This window comes from Erwinia aeris, assembly GCF_041224955.1.
Taxonomy (GTDB): domain Bacteria; phylum Pseudomonadota; class Gammaproteobacteria; order Enterobacterales; family Enterobacteriaceae; genus Erwinia; species Erwinia aeris.
Genome location: NZ_JBGFFX010000016.1, coordinates 80699 through 98320, shown reverse-complemented (window position 1 = coordinate 98320; position 17622 = coordinate 80699). Strand labels below are relative to the sequence as shown.

Here is a 17622-nt window from a genome sequence, read left to right as displayed (position 1 = left end):
AAGGGGTCTGCCCGTGACAACAATTGTAAGTGTACGACGCAACGGCCAGGTAGTAATTGGCGGTGATGGCCAGGCTACGCTCGGCAACACCGTAATGAAAGGCAACGTCAAAAAAGTGCGTCGTCTTTATAATGACAAGGTCATTGCTGGTTTTGCCGGTGGCACAGCAGATGCCTTTACGCTGTTTGAGCTGTTCGAACGCAAGCTGGAGATGCATCAGGGCCATCTGGTGAAGGCGGCGGTCGAACTGGCCAAAGACTGGCGTACCGATCGGATGCTGCGCAAGCTGGAAGCCCTGCTGGCCGTAGCTGACGAAAACGCCTCGCTGATCATCACCGGCAACGGCGACGTGATCCAGCCGGAAAACGATCTGATCGCCATCGGTTCTGGCGGCCCGTACGCACAGGCTGCCGCTCGTGCGCTGCTGGAAAACACCGACATTGGCGCGCGCGACATCGTGGAAAAAGCGCTGGGTATTGCAGGCGATATCTGCATCTATACCAACCACAATCTTACTATCGAAGAATTATCGTCTAAAGCGTAAGGACCCTGATTATGTCTGAAATGACCCCGCGCGAAATCGTCAGCGAACTGGACAGATTTATTATCGGCCAGGACGGCGCCAAGCGCGCTGTTGCCATCGCCCTGCGCAACCGCTGGCGCCGTATGCAGCTCGACGAAGAGCTGCGCCACGAAGTGACGCCTAAAAATATTCTGATGATTGGCCCGACCGGCGTAGGTAAAACCGAAATCGCCCGTCGCCTGGCCAAGCTGGCGAATGCGCCTTTTATTAAGGTGGAAGCGACTAAGTTCACCGAAGTGGGCTATGTAGGTAAAGAAGTGGATTCTATCATCCGCGATCTGACCGATTCCGCGATCAAAATGGTGCGCTCGCAGGCGATTGAGAAAAACCGCTATCGCGCCGAAGAGATGGCCGAAGAACGCATTCTCGACGTGCTGATCCCACCGGCGAAAAACAACTGGGGCCAGCCGGAAGCCGCTGCCGAGCCGTCTGCTGCCCGCCAGTCTTTCCGCAAAAAGCTGCGCGAAGGCCAGCTGGACGATAAAGAGATCGAAATCGATCTGGCCGCCGCGCCAATGGGTGTCGAGATCATGGCGCCTCCGGGTATGGAAGAGATGACCAGCCAGCTGCAGTCGATGTTCCAGAACATCGGCGGCCAGAAGCAGAAGCCGCGTAAGCTGCCGATCAAAGAAGCGATGAAGCTGCTGATCGAGGAAGAAGCCGCCAAACTGGTCAATCCGGAAGAGTTAAAGCAGGAAGCGATCGACGCGGTCGAGCAGCACGGCATCGTGTTTATCGACGAAATCGACAAGGTCTGTAAGCGTGGCGAAAGCTCCGGCCCGGACGTTTCCCGCGAAGGCGTACAGCGCGACCTGCTGCCGCTGGTGGAAGGCTGCACCGTTTCCACCAAGCACGGTATGGTGAAAACCGACCACATTTTGTTTATCGCTTCCGGCGCGTTCCAGGTCGCCAGCCCTTCCGATCTGATCCCGGAACTGCAGGGTCGTCTGCCGATCCGCGTCGAGCTACAGGCGCTGACCACGCACGACTTTGAGCGTATCCTGACCGAGCCAAGCGCGTCCGTCACCGTGCAGTACAAGGCGCTGATGAAGACCGAAGGCGTGGATATCCACTTTACGGAAGACGGCATCAGCCGCATCGCTGCCGCAGCCTGGCAGGTGAACGAAACCGCTGAGAACATCGGCGCGCGTCGTCTGCATACCGTGCTGGAGCGCCTGATGGAAGAGATTTCCTACGACGCCAGCGACCGCAACGGCGAGTCGATCACCATCGATGCCGATTACGTTGGTAAACATCTGGACGAGCTGGTAGCGGACGAAGATCTCAGCCGCTTTATTCTGTAATCTTCCACGCTCGCGCCTTTTTAAACCCCGTCGCTTACGCGCGGGGTTTTTCTTTGTCCACCGCCTCTGCTTTCCCGCCCAATTCCTGACGTGGATTAATTCTCCGCGTGCAGACAGCCAGTAAACTGGTCGCTTTCCGGCATTCATCCTCTTTCAGCAAAGGCCCAGCCTGATGAGCGACAATATCTCTGCAGTTCCGGCTTTTACCTCTTTCCGCGCATGGCTGGAAAGCCTGCGCTTACGTACGCTGCCTTTAGCCTGCGCGTCAGTGATTACCGGCTCGGCGCTGGCCTGGCGTGAGGGACATTTCGATCCGGCCGTCGCGCTGCTGACGCTGCTGACCACGGCGCTGCTGCAAATTTTGTCCAATCTGGCCAACGACTATGGCGATGCGGTAAAAGGCAGCGACACGCCCGATCGCCTCGGCCCGCTACGCGGCATGCAGAAAGGGCTGATCGGCCTGAAGCAGATGCGCTTTGCGCTGACGCTGACGGTTGCGTTGACGCTGATCGCGGGCGTAACGCTGGTGGTGCGCGCCTGTCAGAGCCTCGGCGATATGCTGGGCTTTCTGGCGCTGGGCGCGCTGGCCATCGTCGCCGCCATCGCCTATACGGTAGGGAAAAAACCTTACGGCTATCTTGGGCTGGGCGATCTTTCCGTGCTGGTTTTCTTTGGCTGGCTGGGCGTGGTGGGCAGCTTTTATCTGCAAACGCACGGCCTGCATCTGTTGGCTTTTCTGCCCGCGACCGGCTGCGGCCTGCTGGCGGTCGCCGTGCTCAACGTCAATAACATGCGCGATATCGACAGCGATCGGCGGAACGGTAAATTCACCCTGGCCGTACGGCTCGGCGCCTGTAACGCGCGCTATTACCATGCCATGCTGCTTTCCGGCGCGCTGTTTTGCTTTGGCCTGTATGCCAAACTGGCGATGCTGGACGCGTCGGGCTGGCTGTTTTTGCTCAGCGCGCCGCTGTTGTTCGGCCAGGCACGCTTTGTTATCAAACATACCGCCGCCGCCGCTATGCGGCCCGTGCTGGAGAAAACGGTAAAAGCGACGCTGCTGGTTAATCTGCTTTTCGCCATTGGTCTGGCGATGAACTAATCGCGATGTCCCTGACCTGCCGCAATTTTTAACAACTGATGATTTTGCCAACAACCGCCAGAAAGCGATATACTTAGTCTCCCTGTGGCGAACAGATGAACCCTTATGAAATACGATACTTCCGAACTCTGCGACATCTATCATGAAGATGTGAACGTGGTTGAACCGCTCTTTTCAAACTTTGGTGGCCGCACCTCGTTTGGCGGGCAAATCACCACGGTGAAATGTTTTGAAGATAACGGGCTTCTGTATGATCTGCTGGAAGAAAACGGACGCGGGCGCGTGCTGCTGGTAGACGGCGGCGGCTCTGTACGGCGCGCGCTGGTCGATGCGGCGCTGGCTCGCCTGGCGTTGCAAAACGAATGGGAAGGGTTGGTGGTCTACGGCTCCGTGCGCCAGGTAGACGACCTGGAAGAGCTGGATATCGGCATTCAGGCGATTGCGGCTATCCCGGCTGGCGCCGCTGGCGAAGGCATTGGCGAAAGCGACGTGCGCGTCAATTTTGGCGGCGTGACCTTCTTTTCAGGCGACCATCTTTATGCCGACAATACCGGTATTATCCTTTCCGAAGATCCGCTGGATATCGAATAGCACACCTTATCCTTCCAGAAGATCCACCGGCTGGCATATAGCAAAAACGGGTGCTGACTGGCACCCGTTCTTTTACCGCCTGCCGTCAAACCTGACTCAGACTTCTTCCATTTTTCCCAACAGCGCACGCAGACGCTCCTGCCAGACATGCTGCTCCTCTTTCAGGTGCTGGTTTTCACGCACCAGGGATTCGCTGTTGCCCGCGGCCTGCTGAACCTGCTGATTCAGGTTGTTGTTCTGCTCTTTCAGCTCTTCAATTTCCATCTGCAGCAGCGTGATAGTATCAATCGCCTGCTGTACTTTTGCTTCCAGTTTCTCGAACACTTCAAATGACATCGTAAATGACCTCTCCTAATCGCAAGGCGTTGATGTTGCAGACGCGGCGCAATCGACACTGGCCGACCCGCTGCGGCTCACAACGATGTTCCGATTGTATGTAGAGCGGCCCGCCAAGTCCAGCAACGAACCTGCTACGGCGCAGAGAGCCGCGTTTTTCAGCGCAGACCTGGTGTTTGTAACATTTACCCGCGATCCCTGCGCGGGTATTGTTAACAAATTGCAACATGAAATGGAAAACGAAAGCCAAAAGCCGCAGGAAAATTCCGTTAAAAGACGCGAAAACGCTCATTTTTTTGAAGCAGCACACAACTTTTGATTTCGCTATTTCTCGTTTATGCTCGTTAACGATAAATTCACAACAACCCCACACAAGATTGGGGCGACTCAGGGAAAGAGAAAAAAAAGCCGTACACCATTTAACCTCGCCTTCAGGAACCAACATCATGAGCCAGACAACCACCACCCTTAAAGGGCAGTGCATCGCCGAGTTTCTCGGCGTCGGCACGATTATTTTCTTTGGTGCCGGCTGCGTCGCGGCGGCAAAGGTAGCAGGCGCGGTACTCGGCCTGTGGGAAATCAGCATCATCTGGGGGATCGCCGTTGCCATGGCGGTTTACCTGAGCGCGGCCATTTCCGGGGCGCATTTGAACCCGGCCGTGACCCTGGCGCTTTGCCTGTTTGGCAACTTCGAAGGCCGTAAAGTTATTCCTTATATTGTGGCGCAGGTGGCAGGCGCCTTCTGCTCCGCCGCGCTGGTTTATGCGCTCTACCATAACCTGTTTCTGGACTACGAGCAGACGCACCATATGGTGCGCGGCAGCGTCGAGAGCCTGGATTTGGCCGGTATTTTCTCTACCTACCCTAATCCGCATATCAGCGTTGGCCAGGCTTTCCTGGTTGAAGCCGTGATCACTGCCGTGATGATGGGGCTGATTATGGCCCTGACCGACGACGGCAACGGCCTGCCACGCGGCCCGATGGCTCCGCTGCTGATCGGCCTGCTTATCGCGGTTATCGGCGGTGCAATGGGTCCGTTGACCGGCTTCGCCCTGAACCCGGCCCGTGATTTCGGACCCAAGATCTTTGCCTGGCTGGCCGGTTGGGGTAACGTTGCTTTCACCGGCGCCCGCGATATTCCTTATTTCCTCGTGCCAATTTTTGGCCCGATTGTTGGCGCCTGCGTGGGTGCATTCGGCTACCGCTCTCTGATCGCCCGTAACCTGCCTGGCGCAGCTGCGGTAAAGAAGCCAGAGACGATAGCGCGTGCTGAACAGCGTAAAGCGTAAGTGCTAACCCTTTACACATCAGGAAGGATTTATGACTACAGATAAAAAATATATCGTCGCGCTGGATCAGGGCACAACCAGCTCCCGCGCCGTGGTGCTGGATCACGACTCCAACATTGTTGCGGTTTCCCAGCGCGAATTTCAGCAAATTTATCCTAAGACCGGCTGGGTCGAACACGATCCGATGGACATCTGGGCGTCGCAAAGCTCCACGCTGGTGGAAGTGCTGGCCCACGCCGATATCCGTTCGGACGAGATAGCCGCCATTGGCATCACCAACCAGCGTGAAACCGCTATCGTCTGGGACAAAGAGACCGGCAAGCCGATCTATAACGCTATCGTCTGGCAGGATCCGCGCACCGCCGACTACTGCGCCCGACTGAAAAAAGAGGGGCTGGAAGAGTATATTCAGCACACTACCGGGCTGGTGATTAACCCTTACTTCTCCGGCACCAAGGTTAAATGGATCCTGGATCACGTTGAAGGCTCGCGCGAGCGGGCAAAGCGCGGCGAGCTGCTGTTCGGCACCGTCGATTCCTGGCTGGTATGGAAAATGACGCAGGGACGGGTGCACATCACCGATTACACCAACGCCTCGCGTACCATGATGTTCAACATCCACAAGCTGGAGTGGGATCAGCGCATGCTGGATATCCTGGATATCCCGCGTGAAATGCTGCCGGAAGTGAAGTCTTCTTCCGAAGTCTACGGCCAGACCAATATCGGCGGTAAAGGCGGCACGCGTATCCCTATCGCCGGTATCGCGGGCGACCAGCAGGCGGCGCTGTATGGCCAGCTTTGCGTTCAGCCGGGCATGGCGAAAAACACCTACGGTACCGGCTGCTTTATGCTGATGAACACGGGCACGGAAGCGGTCACCTCCACTAACGGCCTGCTGACCACTATCGCCTGCGGCCCGCGCGGCGAAGTCAACTATGCGCTGGAAGGCGCGGTATTTATCGGCGGCGCGTCTATCCAGTGGCTGCGTGACGAGATGAAGCTAATCGGTGACGCCACCGATTCCGAATACTTCGCCACCAAGGTGAAAGACAGCAACGGCGTGTATATGGTGCCGGCCTTTACCGGCCTGGGCGCGCCTTACTGGGACCCGTATGCGCGCGGCGCTATCTTCGGCCTGACGCGCGGCGCGAACGCGAACCATATTATTCGCGCCACGCTGGAATCTATCGCCTTCCAGACCCGCGACGTGCTGGAAGCCATGCAGAATGACTCCAACACCCGCCTGCAGTCTCTGCGTGTCGATGGCGGCGCGGTAGCCAACAACTTCCTGATGCAGTTCCAGTCCGATATCCTGGGCACCCGCGTCGAACGCCCGGAAGTATTGGAAGTAACCGCGCTGGGTTCCGCCTATCTGGCGGGGCTGGCGGTCGGCTTCTGGAAAGATTTGGATGAAGTCCGTGCCAAGGCCGTCATTGAACGCGAATTCCGTCCGAGCATCGAAACCACCGAGCGTAACTATCGTTATGCAGGCTGGAAGAAAGCCGTTTCCCGCGCTCAGGCATGGGAAGACCACGAAGAGTAACGTCTTCTCGCCCGCAGTCGCCACGGCTGCGGGCATCTGTTCCGCCCCTCCTCCCTGATGTTCAGAACCCGGCGATAAGAATGCTGGCGTTTTTCCTCCCCGCCATGCCAGACTTCCTGCTTCATTACTTTGCGTAAGGCCCATTATGAAACGAGAACTCGCTATTGAATTTTCACGCGTAACGGAAGCGGCAGCGCTGGCTGGCTATAAATGGCTGGGGCGCGGCGACAAGAACGCGGCCGACGGCGCTGCGGTGCACGCCATGCGTATCATGCTGAATAAAGTCGATATCGATGGGCAAATCGTCATCGGCGAAGGCGAGATCGACGAAGCACCGATGCTGTACATTGGCGAAAAAGTGGGTAGCGGCCAGGGCGATGCGGTGGATATCGCGGTCGATCCTATTGAAGGCACGCGCATGACCGCCATGGGCCAGGCCAACGCGCTGGCCGTGCTGGCCGTTGGCGATAAAGGCACCTTTCTGAACGCGCCCGATATGTATATGGAAAAGCTGGCGGTTGGCCCTGGCGCGAAAGGCGCTATCGATCTGGCGTTGCCGCTGGCGGAAAACCTGCGAAATATCGCGCGGGCGCTGCAAAAACCGCTGACGGAGCTGACCGTCACCGTTCTTGCCAAGCCGCGCCATGACGGCGTGATTGCCGAGATGCAGCAGCTGGGCGTGCGAATTTTTGCCTTTCCCGACGGCGACGTGGCCGCCTCTATCCTGACCTGTATGCCGGACAGCGAAGTGGACGTGCTGTACGGCATCGGCGGCGCGCCGGAAGGCGTGGTTTCGGCGGCGGTGATCCGCGCGCTGGATGGTGATATGCAGGGACGCCTGCTGCCGCGTCACGCGGTCAAAGGCGATACGCCGGAAAACCGCGCGCTGGGTGAACAGGAGCTGCAACGCTGTCGGGCAATGGGTATTGAAGCCGGAAAGGTGCTGGCGCTGGGCGACATGGCGCGCAACGATAACGTTATTTTCTCCGCAACCGGCATCACCAGCGGCGATCTGCTGAAAGGCATTACGCGCCAGGGCAACGTCGCCACCACCGAAACGCTGCTGGTGCGCGGCAAATCGCGCACTATCCGCCGCATCCAGTCCATTCACTATCTGGATCGTAAGGACGCGAGCCTGCATCAATATATTCTGTAGGATGTTTACGGGCCGTTTGGCCCGTTACTTCATACCGCGTGCATCTCCGGCCTTTTCGACAAGGGTAGCCAGCACAGCAGGATCAGCAGCGCCATGGCGAACATCAGCATTCCCAGGCTGAACTGGCCGTTCTGCGGCAGCAGCGCCGACAGCCAGGCCGCCAGGCCCGATCCCAGGTTTTGCAGGCCGCCCAACAGCGCGCCCGCCGTACCGGCCATATAGGGCCACGGCTCCATGGCGCCCGTGGTCGCCAGGGGAAACAGCATGCCCGCGCCGAAGAAAAACAGCGCGGCAGGCGCCACCAGCGTCCAGATGGTCATCACGCCGAACCAGGCCGGGATCCACATCAGCGCGCCAGCCAGCAGGCAGCTATTGACCGACCACCACATCAGCTGCTGAAAAGGCTTATTGTCGCGACCGGCAAACCACGCGCCGAAAAACGCCGCCGGGATCGGCAGAATAAACAGCAGGCTGACCGTGAGGCTGTTGAGTCCCAGCACGCCGCCCATCAGCACGCCGCAGCTGGCTTCAAACACGGCGATGCCGCCCAGCGCGCCCATCAGCATAATCAGATAGCGCACAAAGGTGCTGTCAGCCAGCAGCGGCTTATAGCGTGAAAAAAGCGCGCGTTTTTCCAACGGCGCGGGACGCGTTTCCGGCAGCCAACGCAGCATTGCCGTGCCCACACCCAGGCAGAGCAACAGCAGAAAAATAAAGCAGGCGTGCCAGCCAAACAGATGAGTCAGCAGCGCGCCAATCACCGGCGCAACCAGCGGACTGACCAGAATGCCCATATTCAGCAGGCTGTTGGCCTGCCGCAGCGCGCCGCCCGCATACAGATCGCGCGGCATGGTGCGAGCCATCACGCCCGCCACGCCCGTTCCCAGTCCCTGAATGGCGCTGCCCAGCACCAGCAGATCGAAGGTCGGCGCGCCGAGCGCGACCAGTGAACCGATCATAAAAATAGTTAATCCGCCCAGGATAACCGGACGCCGCCCGATATTATCCGACAGCGGGCCATACAGCAGCTGCGAGCCGCCGTAGGTCATCAGATACGCGGCCATCACGCGCTGCACCACGCCGTCGCGCACGCCAAAATCCTGCGCGATGGTCGCCATCGCCGGAACATAAATGGTTTGCGCCATCTGTCCGACGGCCACCAGCGCGATCAGCATCACCAGCAAATGCCCGTTTGCAATTTTCTTCATTTTATCAGCACAATTTATCGGCTAAATCGCCATTAAACAGGACGATTGGCCAGGAAGGGTTTTCGATAGCGTGGAAAATATCAGGAACGCATGACAAAGCGAGAGGGCAAGGAAAAATGGTCTTTAATTAAGTGTCAGCAAAAGCGTTCAGCGGCGTAAATAAAACTGTACGTCGGATGCCGGATTTGTCGATATGAGCTTTGCGCAACACGGAGGCTGGCAAAAAAGCCGTTCCGTAGCGAAGATAGGCTATTCAACCGTTTTGACTAAGGAGCGCACTATGGCCGAGTGGGTCAACGCCACAGTACAGCAGGTGCAGGACTGGACTGAGAGCCTGTTCAGCATTACCGTCACCGCGCCCATCGATCCCTTTATTGCCGGACAGTTCGCCAAGCTGGCGCTGGAAGTCGACGGCGAACGCGTGCAGCGCGCCTACTCTTTTGTGAACGCCCCCAGCAACGCCAACCTGGAGTTCTACCTGGTGACGGTGCCGGAAGGCAAATTAAGCCCGCGACTTCATGCATTGCAGCCGGGCCAGAAGCTGATGATCACCAAAGAATCCGCCGGTTTTTTTGTGATAGATGAAATCCCCGAGTGCAAAACGCTGTGGATGCTGGCGACCGGGACGGCTATCGGCCCCTATCTTTCTATCCTGCAGGAAGGCAAAGGGCTGGCGCGTTTTGAGCATATCGTTCTCGTCCATGCCGTCCGCTACGCGCAGGACCTGAGTTATCTGCCGCTGATGCAGGCGCTGGAGCAGCGCTCTCAGGGACAGCTACGTATTCAGACGGTGGTCAGCCGCGAAGCAGCTGAAGGCTCGCTGACCGGCCGCGTGCCCGCGCTGATAGAGCGTGGCGAGCTGGAAGCCGCCGTCGGGCTGCCCATGACGGCAGAAGAGAGCCATATCATGCTGTGCGGCAACCCGCAGATGGTCAGAGACACCCAGCAGCTGCTGAAAGAGACGCGCGACATGCGCAAGCACCTGAAACGTAAGCCTGGCCATATCACCAGCGAACACTACTGGTAATCGGGCGTCCGACGGCCAAAATAGTTCACCTGCAACGTCGTTTTGCCGAAGCGGTTGGCGCCTTTGCTGCCGCTGAAGACGCCCAGTTCCAGGCTCATGGTCACCAGGATCAGCGTGGGAATAAAGCGCCCCAGCGTCCACTGCCAGCTGGCGGGCAGCGCCGACCAGTTCCCTGCCAGCAGCATCCACGCCACGATCAGCAGCAAAGCCCAGGCGGCCGATTTGTTACGGTCGTGCAGACGTTTCACCACCACGGCGCTGGACGGCCACAGCAGGCTGACCACGCAGAAGGCGGCGGTCTGCGTGCTTATCCAGCCTCGCGCGGCCAGGGTAAACAGCACGGTCAGCAGCACCAGCCACAGCGTCAGCCAAATCCACAGATCGCGCCGCCCCAGCCTGCCACGCCAGGAAAAACACCACGCTTGTAAGGTCATTTTTTCTTCCTCAGAACAGCGTCAGGCTTTGACTTTGCCGGTCATTGTCCGTTTTAATCTTGCGTTAACTGCATTAGTTAGAGCGACAGATAATGAATAAAGCGTTGTTCACGGGTTTTACGTTACTGGTCTGGCTGAGTACCGCGCCCATTCGGGCCGAAGCCGATCCTCAGGAGCGTGCTGAACATATGCCTACAGCGCCCTATCTTCTGGCGGGTGCGCCGACCTTTGATATGACTATCGGCCAGTTTCGCGAAAAGTATAATGCTATCAATCCAAAGTTACAGATTGCTGAATACCGGGCGACGGACAGCCGCGGTGATAAAAGTAATTTGACCCGTGCCGCCAGCAAGATCAATGAAAATCTCTACTCTTCTACCGCGCTGGAACAGGGAACCGGAAAGATCAAAACGTTACAGATTACCTGGCTGCCGGTGCCCGGCCCGGAAGAGAAAGCCGCACGGGATAAAGCGCTGGCCTATATGATTGCGCTGACGCGGTTTTTTGAACCGACGCTGACTCAGGAACAGAGTCAGAAGCGGCTGGACGATCTGCTGAGTAAAGGGAAAGGCTCGCGCTACTATGCCCAGGCGGAAGGCGCGCTGCGCTACGTGGTGGCCGACAACGGCGAAAAAGGGCTGACCTTCGCCATCGAGCCGGTAAAACTCGCCCTGAACGGCAGCTAACCGGGTTTAAAAATGACGAAAAGCAAAGCTCTGAAGGGCTTTGATCTCTATACTGTCCGGCAGACAACGCTGCTGAGGCAGGGTAATTAAACCGTATCGCGCTAAGCGTGGAGGATAGAATGCGACATCCGTTAGTAATGGGTAACTGGAAACTGAACGGCAGCAAACACATGGTCAACGAGCTGATTGCCGGTCTGCGTAATGAGCTGAGCGCCGTCGATGGCTGCGGCGTAGCCATTGCCCCTCCAACGATTTATCTGGATCTGGCGAAGCACGCCAGCTCGGGTAGCCATATCGTGCTTGGCGCGCAGAACGTGGACGTTAACCTGTCTGGCGCGTTCACCGGCGAAGTATCCGCCGAGATGCTGAAAGACGTAGGCGCGAAATACATCATTATCGGCCACTCCGAGCGTCGCACTTATCATAAAGAGAGCGACGAGCTGATTGCCAAAAAATTCGCGGTGCTGAAAACGGCCGGTCTGATCCCGGTACTGTGCATTGGCGAAACCGAAGCGGAAAACGAAGCGGGTAAAACCGAAGAAGTTTGCGCACGCCAGATTGACGCCGTGCTGGAAACCCAGGGCGCTGACGCGTTCAACGGCGTGGTCATTGCCTATGAGCCAGTCTGGGCTATCGGCACCGGCAAATCCGCTACCCCTGCACAGGCCCAGGCCGTGCATAAATTTATCCGTGACCATATCGCCAAAAAAGATGCCGCTGTCGCAGAACAGGTCATTATCCAGTACGGCGGTTCCGTTAACGATAAGAATGCGGCCGAGCTGTTTGCCCAGCCGGATATCGACGGCGCGCTGGTTGGCGGCGCATCGCTGAAAGCGGATGCTTTCGCGGTGATCGTTAAGGCTGCCGCAGCGGCTAAAAAAGCCTGACGCTGCCGATAAAGCACAGTGCCTGTTCCGTCCGGCAGCATGCCGGACGTATCAATCTGTGACGCCTGTTCCGCCCGTGCGGAGCAGGCATTTTTTTGCCCGGCCTGCGCGGAGGTTTTTTTAATCGGCCTGTCCGCACGGAGATATCCGCCCTCATTTTACCCGCCACGCGGCTGGATCATCCGCTGGCCTTTCCCACTTAACAAACAATTAACATTTAATAACAACTAAATTCTCTGCGATCTTCCCTGCTCACGCCTGCTTTTCAGGCTTTACCTGTCTGCTTTTTGCACAACCCCATCCGAAGAAAACCAAATTATCCTTATGAAAATTAATAATAAATAACCGCTAACTCTCTTTGCCGTTTCGCTGAAGCAGCCTCTGGTATTACTTCCTCTAATTTTGTTTGATTATTCATTCTCATTTTTAATCTTTAAACAATTTTTTAATTGCTACGTAACAATGGTATATTTCCACAACGCTTAACGCGCGTTAATCATCCGTTTTTGTGATGGAAGCGCACTGTACTCAGCGAAGCGGCTACCACGGTCCGAAAGAGATCGCGCCGTTTCACCTGCTCACCATGTTGATTTATCAACATACGGAGAAGTCGCCTCATGCCAAAATTAGCAGGACTTCTGGCCGCTATGGGCTCTGCGAAAGCCGCTACGGCAGATGAAGAAAAAGACGTATTACTGATCGGCGGAGGCGCGATGAGCGCTACGCTTGGCACCTGGTTGCAGGCTCTGGAACCCGAGTGGCGCATCAGTATGATCGAACGCCTGGACAGCGTGGCTGAAGAAAGCTCCAACGGCTGGAACAACGCCGGTACCGGGCATGCCGCGCTGGCCGAAATGAACTATACGCCGCAGAAAGAAGACGGCTCGGTCGATATCAAAAAAGCCGTCGAGATCAACGAAGCGTTTCAGATCTCGCGCCAGTTCTGGTCCCATCTGGTCCAGAAAGGCGTCCTGCGCAATCCACGCAGCTTTATCAACACCGTTCCCCATATGAGCTTTGTCTGGGGCGACGACAACGTGGCGTTCCTGAAGAAACGCTTTACGGCGCTGCAGAAAAGCTCGCTGTTTCGCGGTATGGAGTATTCAGAAGACCCGGAGCAAATCAGGGCGTGGGCACCGCTGCTGATGGAAGGACGTGACGACAAAGATCGCGTTGCCGCCACGCGCATCACCACCGGCACCGACGTGAACTTCGGCGAAATCACGCGCCAGATGGTGGCATCGCTACAGAAAAACCAGCATTTTTCGCTGGAAACCGGCCATGAGGTTCGCGGCTTTAAGCGCAACGGCGACGGCAGCTGGAACGTGACCGTGGCCGATTTGAAAAACAACGGCCGCCGGAAAACCATTCGCGCGAAATATATCTTTATCGGCGCGGGCGGCGCGGCGCTGACGCTGCTCCAGCAGACCGGTATTCCAGAAGCCAGAGAATATGCGGGCTTCCCGGTCGGCGGCGAGTTCCTGGTAAGCGAAAACCCGGAGATCGTGAAGCGCCATTTGGCCAAAGTGTACGGCAAAGCTTCCGTTGGCGCGCCGCCGATGTCCGTGCCGCATCTGGATACGCGGATGCTGGATGGCAAGCAGGTGCTGCTGTTCGGGCCGTTTGCCACCTTCTCGACGAAGTTCCTGAAGCAAGGCTCGCTGTGGGATATGTTCGGCTCCATGACCTCGTCGAACTTTAAGCCAATGGTGCACGTCGGGCTGGATAACTTTAACCTGGTGAAATACCTGATTGGCCAGGTCATGCTGACCGATGACGATCGCTGCCAGGCGCTGCGGGATTATTTCCCGGAGGCGAGAAAAGAGGACTGGCGTCGCGTTAAGGCGGGCCAGCGCGTACAGATTATCAAGAAAGACGCGCAGAAAGGCGGCGTGCTGAAGCTGGGCACGGAGGTCGTCACGTCGCAGGACGGCACCATCTCCGCGCTGCTGGGCGCCTCGCCGGGTGCTTCCACGGCCGCGCCTATCATGATCGATCTGATGAGCAAAGTGTTCGCTGAGCAGATGGCGACGTCGGCATGGCAGGCGAAGCTGAAAGCGATTGTGCCCTCTTACGGCCAGAAACTGAACGGCAACGTGGCGGCAACCGAGCACCAGCTGGCGGAAACCAGCCGCGTTTTGCAGCTCGACTACACGCCGTTTACCGCGGCCAATGACGAAGCGGCGGTGGCCGCAGCCGTAATCGGTAAATAGTAAAGCCTGAAGGCGGGATCTCCCGCCTTTTTTACGCGCGCATTTTGCCGCTTCCTGCACAACTCCCCCAGGCGTCTATGCTTTTAGCTGACTCATTTAAAAGGAGCAGCTGATGGACACCTCTTCACCCCATTCCGCTACCGAGACTGAATTAGCGCTGCTTGACCGTTACTGGCGCGCCGCTAACTATCTTTCAGTCGGGCAGATTTACCTGATGGCTAATCCTCTGCTGCGCGAGCCGCTGCAGCCTGAACATATCAAGCCTCGTCTGCTGGGGCACTGGGGAACCACGCCGGGCCTGAACTTTATCTATGCGCACCTGAACCGCATTATTCGCCAGCGCGATCTCAACCTGCTTTATATCTGCGGCCCCGGCCACGGCGGGCCAGGCATGGTCGCCAATACCTGGCTGGAAGGCACCTACAGCGAAATCTACCCAAAAGTCAGCGCGGACGCGCAGGGCATGCAGCATCTTTTCCGCCAGTTTTCGTTTCCCGGCGGCATTCCCAGCCACGCGGCGCCGGAAACGCCCGGCTCCATCCATGAAGGCGGCGAGCTGGGCTATTCGCTGGTGCACGCCTTTGGCGCGGCTTTCGATCATCCGGATCTTATCGTGCCCTGCGTGATCGGCGATGGCGAAGCGGAAACCGGCCCGCTGGCGGCCAGCTGGCACGGCACTAAGTTTTTAAACGCCGCGCGGGACGGCGCCGTGCTGCCGATCCTGCATCTGAACGGCTACAAAATTGCCAATCCTACGCTGCTTGGCCGCAGCAGCGATGAAGATCTGCGGCAGCTGTTCGCTGGTTACGGCTATGAACCGCTGTTTGTCAGCGGCGACGACCCGCAAAAAATGCACCGTCTGATGGCCGACACGCTGGATCGTGCTTTCGATCGCATCCGTGACTTCCAGCAGCAGGCGCGTCAGGGCCACACCGGCGACAGCGTACCGGCATGGCCGATGATTATTCTGCGCAGCCCGAAAGGCTGGACCGGCCCAAAAACGGTGGACGGCAAAAAGGTGGAAGGATTCTGGCGCGCGCATCAGGTGCCGGTTTCCGAATGTCGGGAAAACGACGAGCATCGCCAGCTGTTACAAAACTGGCTGCAAAGCTACCGGCCTGACGATCTGTTTGATGAACAAGGCAGGCTTAAACCCGAATTGCAGGCGCTGGCGCCACAGGGCGAAAAGCGCATGGGCGCGACGCCTTACGCCAACGGCGGCCGGCTGCGCAAACCGTTAAAAACGCGGGATATTCGGGAATTTGCGGTAAAAATCGATAAGCCTGGCGACACGCAGGAGCAGTCTACCGCCGTGCTGGCGAGCTATCTGAGCGCTATCTTCCGCGATAACCCTGATAACTTCCGTCTGTTCGGCCCGGACGAAACCGCCTCTAACCGGCTGAGCAAGGTTTTTGACGTCACTAATCGTACCTGGATGGAGGAGATCCGCGATTACGACGAGCAGCTGGCGCCGGATGGGCGGGTAATGGAAATCCTCAGCGAGCATCAGTGTCAGGGCTGGCTGGAAGGCTATCTGTTAACCGGTCGCCACGGCCTGTTCAACTGCTACGAAGCCTTTATTCATATTATCGATTCGATGTTCAACCAGCACGCCAAGTGGCTGAAGGTTTCCCGCAAGCTGCCGTGGCGCGAGCCGATCGCCTCGCTTAACTACCTGCTTTCCTCGCACGTCTGGCGACAGGATCACAACGGCTACAGCCATCAGGATCCCGGTTTTATCGATCACGTTATCAACAAGAAAGCCGATATTGTTCGCGTTTATCTGCCGCCGGATGCCAATACTCTGCTGTGGGTCGGCGATCACTGCCTGAAAACCTGGGACCGCATTAACGTGATCATCGCCGGCAAGCAGCCGGAGCCGCAGTGGCTGAGCATGGATGAGGCTATCGCGCACTGTGAGAAAGGCATGGGGATCTGGCCTTGGGCAGGCAACGAGAAGCCAGGCAAACAGCCGGACGTGGTAATGGCCTGCGCAGGCGACGTGCCGACGATGGAAACGCTGGCGGCCGTCGATCTGCTGCGGCAATATCTGCCCGATCTGTCGGTTCGCGTCGTTAACGTGGTGGATTTAATGGCTTTGCAAACCCGCGACCAGCATCCGCACGGGCTGGAAGAGCAGGATTTCGATGCGATCTTTACGCGCGACAGGCCGGTGGTGTTCGCTTTCCACGGCTATCCGGCGCTGATCCATCGCCTGGCCTACCAGCGCAATAATCATCCGAATTTCCACGTCAGAGGCTTCAATGAAGAAGGCACCACCACCACGCCTTTCGATATGACGGTGCTGAACGAGCTGGATCGTTACCATCTGGCGCAGGAAGCGATCCTGCGCGTGCCGGGGCTACAGGAGAAAGCCGCCGACGTGCTCGATAAGCTTCAGGAGAAGCTGGCGGCTCATCACGCCTGGGTGCGTGAATACGGCGAGGATATCCCGGAAGTCCGGGACTGGAAGTGGCCGTCGCAGCAAGGCGGCGGCGAAGTCGGCGACTAAAACAGAAGGCGGCTTTCGGGCCGCCCTTTTTTATGGCTTTAACACCTCTGCCAGCATCCAGCCGATGGTGGCCACCAGCGACAGCGCCATCGCGCTGTTAAAGGCCCGCAGCTTCCACGCCACCTGCAAATGTCTGCCCAACCTGTCGCCCATCATCGCCCAGACCAAAATGCAGGGCAGATTCAGCGCGGCGAAACCGCTCATGATCGGCAGGATGCCGCTGCTGGCGGAATAGATCAACGCTACGTTGGTGGCCATCAGCCAGGCCTTTGGATTGACCACCTGAAACAGCGCGCTGCCCAGCAGCGTCAGCGGCCTCGCTTTTTCCCGCAGTTCCGGCGCGCCCGCGCGGAAAATCTTCCATGACAGCCACAGCAGATAGGCACAGCCCAGCAGTGTTAAAGGCAGGCGAATGGCGCTCATCCACAGCAGCAGGCTGTCCAGCAGCAGCGCGGCGATCGCTATCTGCAAGGCGCAGCCCAGCGTGATGCCGAACATCATCGGCACGGTGCGGCGCATCCCGAAATTAACGCCGGAAGTGGCAAGCATCAGATTGTTCGGCCCAGGCGTGATCGACATAACGGTAACGTAGCTGAAAAAAGAGGGATCGAGCATGGCCGCTCTCCTGCAAGTGAATGAGAAGAACATGGTAAGGCGTCTGCGATGATGGTAACAGATTCAGAAATCCACTATTGTTATGAGCACAATCCCTGTTATCGATTAACTGTACCCATTAGCCGGAGACGTGACT

At 57.6% G+C, this 17622-nt stretch carries 16 protein-coding genes and 1 pseudogene; 12 read left to right on the top strand and 5 right to left on the bottom strand.

Annotated features, from left to right (window positions below; translation table 11 throughout):
• The first annotated feature begins 13 nt into the window (after positions 1 to 13).
• From hslV to rraA, 4 genes are all read left to right on the top strand, one after another.
• Entirely contained in the window at positions 14 to 544 is a 531-nt protein-coding gene (gene hslV / locus AB6T85_RS21190) for an ATP-dependent protease subunit HslV (protein ID WP_012439891.1), read from the top strand.
• Positions 545 to 555: 11 nt separating this feature from the next.
• A complete protein-coding gene (hslU, locus tag AB6T85_RS21185; RefSeq protein WP_125290572.1) occupies positions 556 to 1887 on the top strand; it encodes an ATP-dependent protease ATPase subunit HslU in 1332 nt (443 codons plus the stop codon).
• Between the two features lie 172 nt (positions 1888 to 2059).
• On the top strand, positions 2060 to 2989 hold the full coding sequence (locus AB6T85_RS21180; protein ID WP_301252487.1) for a 1,4-dihydroxy-2-naphthoate polyprenyltransferase: 930 nt from the start codon (positions 2060 to 2062) through the stop codon (positions 2987 to 2989).
• 105 nt (positions 2990 to 3094) lie between these two features.
• Entirely contained in the window at positions 3095 to 3580 is a 486-nt protein-coding gene (gene rraA, locus AB6T85_RS21175; protein WP_253457093.1) for a ribonuclease E activity regulator RraA, read from the top strand.
• Between the two features lie 96 nt (positions 3581 to 3676).
• On the opposite strand, the gene zapB is transcribed toward rraA, so the two are convergent.
• A complete protein-coding gene (gene zapB, locus AB6T85_RS21170; RefSeq protein ID WP_125290575.1) occupies positions 3677 to 3916 on the bottom strand; it encodes a cell division protein ZapB in 240 nt (79 codons plus the stop codon).
• Complete coding sequence (locus tag AB6T85_RS21165; protein ID WP_369896587.1) at positions 3906 to 4364, bottom strand: hypothetical protein; 459 nt, start codon at positions 4362 to 4364, stop codon at positions 3906 to 3908. The genes zapB and AB6T85_RS21165 overlap by 11 nt, the downstream gene beginning before the upstream one ends.
• On the opposite strand from AB6T85_RS21165, the gene AB6T85_RS21160 reads away from it, so the two are divergent.
• The 3 genes from AB6T85_RS21160 to glpX all read left to right on the top strand — a co-directional run bounded on the left by AB6T85_RS21160 (position 4363) and on the right by glpX (position 7904).
• Positions 4363 to 5205, top strand: coding sequence for an MIP/aquaporin family protein (locus tag AB6T85_RS21160; RefSeq protein ID WP_301252485.1), 843 nt, complete (start codon positions 4363 to 4365; stop codon positions 5203 to 5205). The two genes, AB6T85_RS21165 and AB6T85_RS21160, sit on opposite strands and share 2 nt — an antisense overlap.
• A gap of 31 nt (positions 5206 to 5236) precedes the next feature.
• Positions 5237 to 6748, top strand: a complete 1512-nt coding sequence (gene glpK / locus AB6T85_RS21155; protein ID WP_253457085.1) for a glycerol kinase GlpK — start codon at positions 5237 to 5239, stop codon at positions 6746 to 6748.
• 145 nt (positions 6749 to 6893) lie between these two features.
• Positions 6894 to 7904, top strand: a complete 1011-nt coding sequence (gene glpX / locus AB6T85_RS21150) for a class II fructose-bisphosphatase (RefSeq protein WP_301252484.1) — start codon at positions 6894 to 6896, stop codon at positions 7902 to 7904.
• 29 nt (positions 7905 to 7933) lie between these two features.
• Here glpX and emrD read toward each other — a convergent pair whose 3' ends face one another.
• Positions 7934 to 9112 (bottom strand): multidrug efflux MFS transporter EmrD, encoded by a 1179-nt coding sequence (emrD, locus tag AB6T85_RS21145; RefSeq protein ID WP_253457079.1) that lies wholly within the window; start codon positions 9110 to 9112, stop codon positions 7934 to 7936.
• 280 nt (positions 9113 to 9392) lie between these two features.
• On the opposite strand from emrD, the gene fpr reads away from it, so the two are divergent.
• Entirely contained in the window at positions 9393 to 10139 is a 747-nt protein-coding gene (gene fpr, locus AB6T85_RS21140) for a ferredoxin--NADP(+) reductase (RefSeq protein WP_301252483.1), read from the top strand.
• On the opposite strand, the gene AB6T85_RS21135 is transcribed toward fpr, so the two are convergent.
• The gene (locus tag AB6T85_RS21135) at positions 10130 to 10573 is read right to left on the bottom strand and encodes a DUF805 domain-containing protein (protein WP_253457073.1); all 444 of its coding nucleotides are present in this window, start codon (positions 10571 to 10573) and stop codon (positions 10130 to 10132) included. The two genes, fpr and AB6T85_RS21135, sit on opposite strands and share 10 nt — an antisense overlap.
• A 92-nt stretch (positions 10574 to 10665) precedes the next feature.
• Here AB6T85_RS21135 and AB6T85_RS21130 point away from each other — a divergent pair, with 92 nt between their 5' ends.
• The 4 genes and pseudogenes from AB6T85_RS21130 (at position 10666) to AB6T85_RS21115 (ending at position 16871) form a co-directional block, all read left to right on the top strand.
• The gene (locus AB6T85_RS21130; protein WP_369896586.1) at positions 10666 to 11259 is read left to right on the top strand and encodes a YiiQ family protein; all 594 of its coding nucleotides are present in this window, start codon (positions 10666 to 10668) and stop codon (positions 11257 to 11259) included.
• Positions 11260 to 11378: 119 nt separating this feature from the next.
• The gene (gene tpiA, locus AB6T85_RS21125; protein ID WP_253457069.1) at positions 11379 to 12146 is read left to right on the top strand and encodes a triose-phosphate isomerase; all 768 of its coding nucleotides are present in this window, start codon (positions 11379 to 11381) and stop codon (positions 12144 to 12146) included.
• A 617-nt stretch (positions 12147 to 12763) separates the two neighbouring features.
• Positions 12764 to 14320: pseudogene (gene mqo, locus AB6T85_RS21120) on the top strand (malate dehydrogenase (quinone)); the annotation flags it as partial.
• A gap of 151 nt (positions 14321 to 14471) precedes the next feature.
• The gene (locus AB6T85_RS21115) at positions 14472 to 16871 is read left to right on the top strand and encodes a phosphoketolase family protein (RefSeq protein ID WP_369896585.1); all 2400 of its coding nucleotides are present in this window, start codon (positions 14472 to 14474) and stop codon (positions 16869 to 16871) included.
• Positions 16872 to 16901: 30 nt separating this feature from the next.
• On the opposite strand, the gene AB6T85_RS21110 is transcribed toward AB6T85_RS21115, so the two are convergent.
• Entirely contained in the window at positions 16902 to 17486 is a 585-nt protein-coding gene (locus AB6T85_RS21110; RefSeq protein WP_369896584.1) for a LysE family translocator, read from the bottom strand.
• Positions 17487 to 17622 lie beyond the last annotated feature (136 nt).

Bases quoted from the DNA above. Each gene is read 5' to 3' on its own strand.
- hslU (WP_125290572.1), top strand. From the start codon at position 556: ATGTCTGAAATGACCCCGCGCGAAATCGTCAGCGAACTGGACAGATTT.
- AB6T85_RS21180 (WP_301252487.1), top strand. From the start codon at position 2,060: ATGAGCGACAATATCTCTGCAGTTCCGGCTTTTACCTCTTTCCGCGCA.
- rraA (WP_253457093.1), top strand. From the start codon at position 3,095: ATGAAATACGATACTTCCGAACTCTGCGACATCTATCATGAAGATGTG.
- zapB (WP_125290575.1), bottom strand. From the start codon at position 3,916: ATGTCATTTGAAGTGTTCGAGAAACTGGAAGCAAAAGTACAGCAGGCG.
- AB6T85_RS21160 (WP_301252485.1), top strand. From the start codon at position 4,363: ATGAGCCAGACAACCACCACCCTTAAAGGGCAGTGCATCGCCGAGTTT.
- AB6T85_RS21165 (WP_369896587.1), bottom strand. From the start codon at position 4,364: ATGATGTTGGTTCCTGAAGGCGAGGTTAAATGGTGTACGGCTTTTTTT.
- glpK (WP_253457085.1), top strand. From the start codon at position 5,237: ATGACTACAGATAAAAAATATATCGTCGCGCTGGATCAGGGCACAACC.
- glpX (WP_301252484.1), top strand. From the start codon at position 6,894: ATGAAACGAGAACTCGCTATTGAATTTTCACGCGTAACGGAAGCGGCA.
- emrD (WP_253457079.1), bottom strand. From the start codon at position 9,112: ATGAAGAAAATTGCAAACGGGCATTTGCTGGTGATGCTGATCGCGCTG.
- fpr (WP_301252483.1), top strand. From the start codon at position 9,393: ATGGCCGAGTGGGTCAACGCCACAGTACAGCAGGTGCAGGACTGGACT.
- AB6T85_RS21135 (WP_253457073.1), bottom strand. From the start codon at position 10,573: ATGACCTTACAAGCGTGGTGTTTTTCCTGGCGTGGCAGGCTGGGGCGG.
- AB6T85_RS21130 (WP_369896586.1), top strand. From the start codon at position 10,666: ATGAATAAAGCGTTGTTCACGGGTTTTACGTTACTGGTCTGGCTGAGT.
- tpiA (WP_253457069.1), top strand. From the start codon at position 11,379: ATGCGACATCCGTTAGTAATGGGTAACTGGAAACTGAACGGCAGCAAA.
- AB6T85_RS21115 (WP_369896585.1), top strand. From the start codon at position 14,472: ATGGACACCTCTTCACCCCATTCCGCTACCGAGACTGAATTAGCGCTG.
- AB6T85_RS21110 (WP_369896584.1), bottom strand. From the start codon at position 17,486: ATGCTCGATCCCTCTTTTTTCAGCTACGTTACCGTTATGTCGATCACG.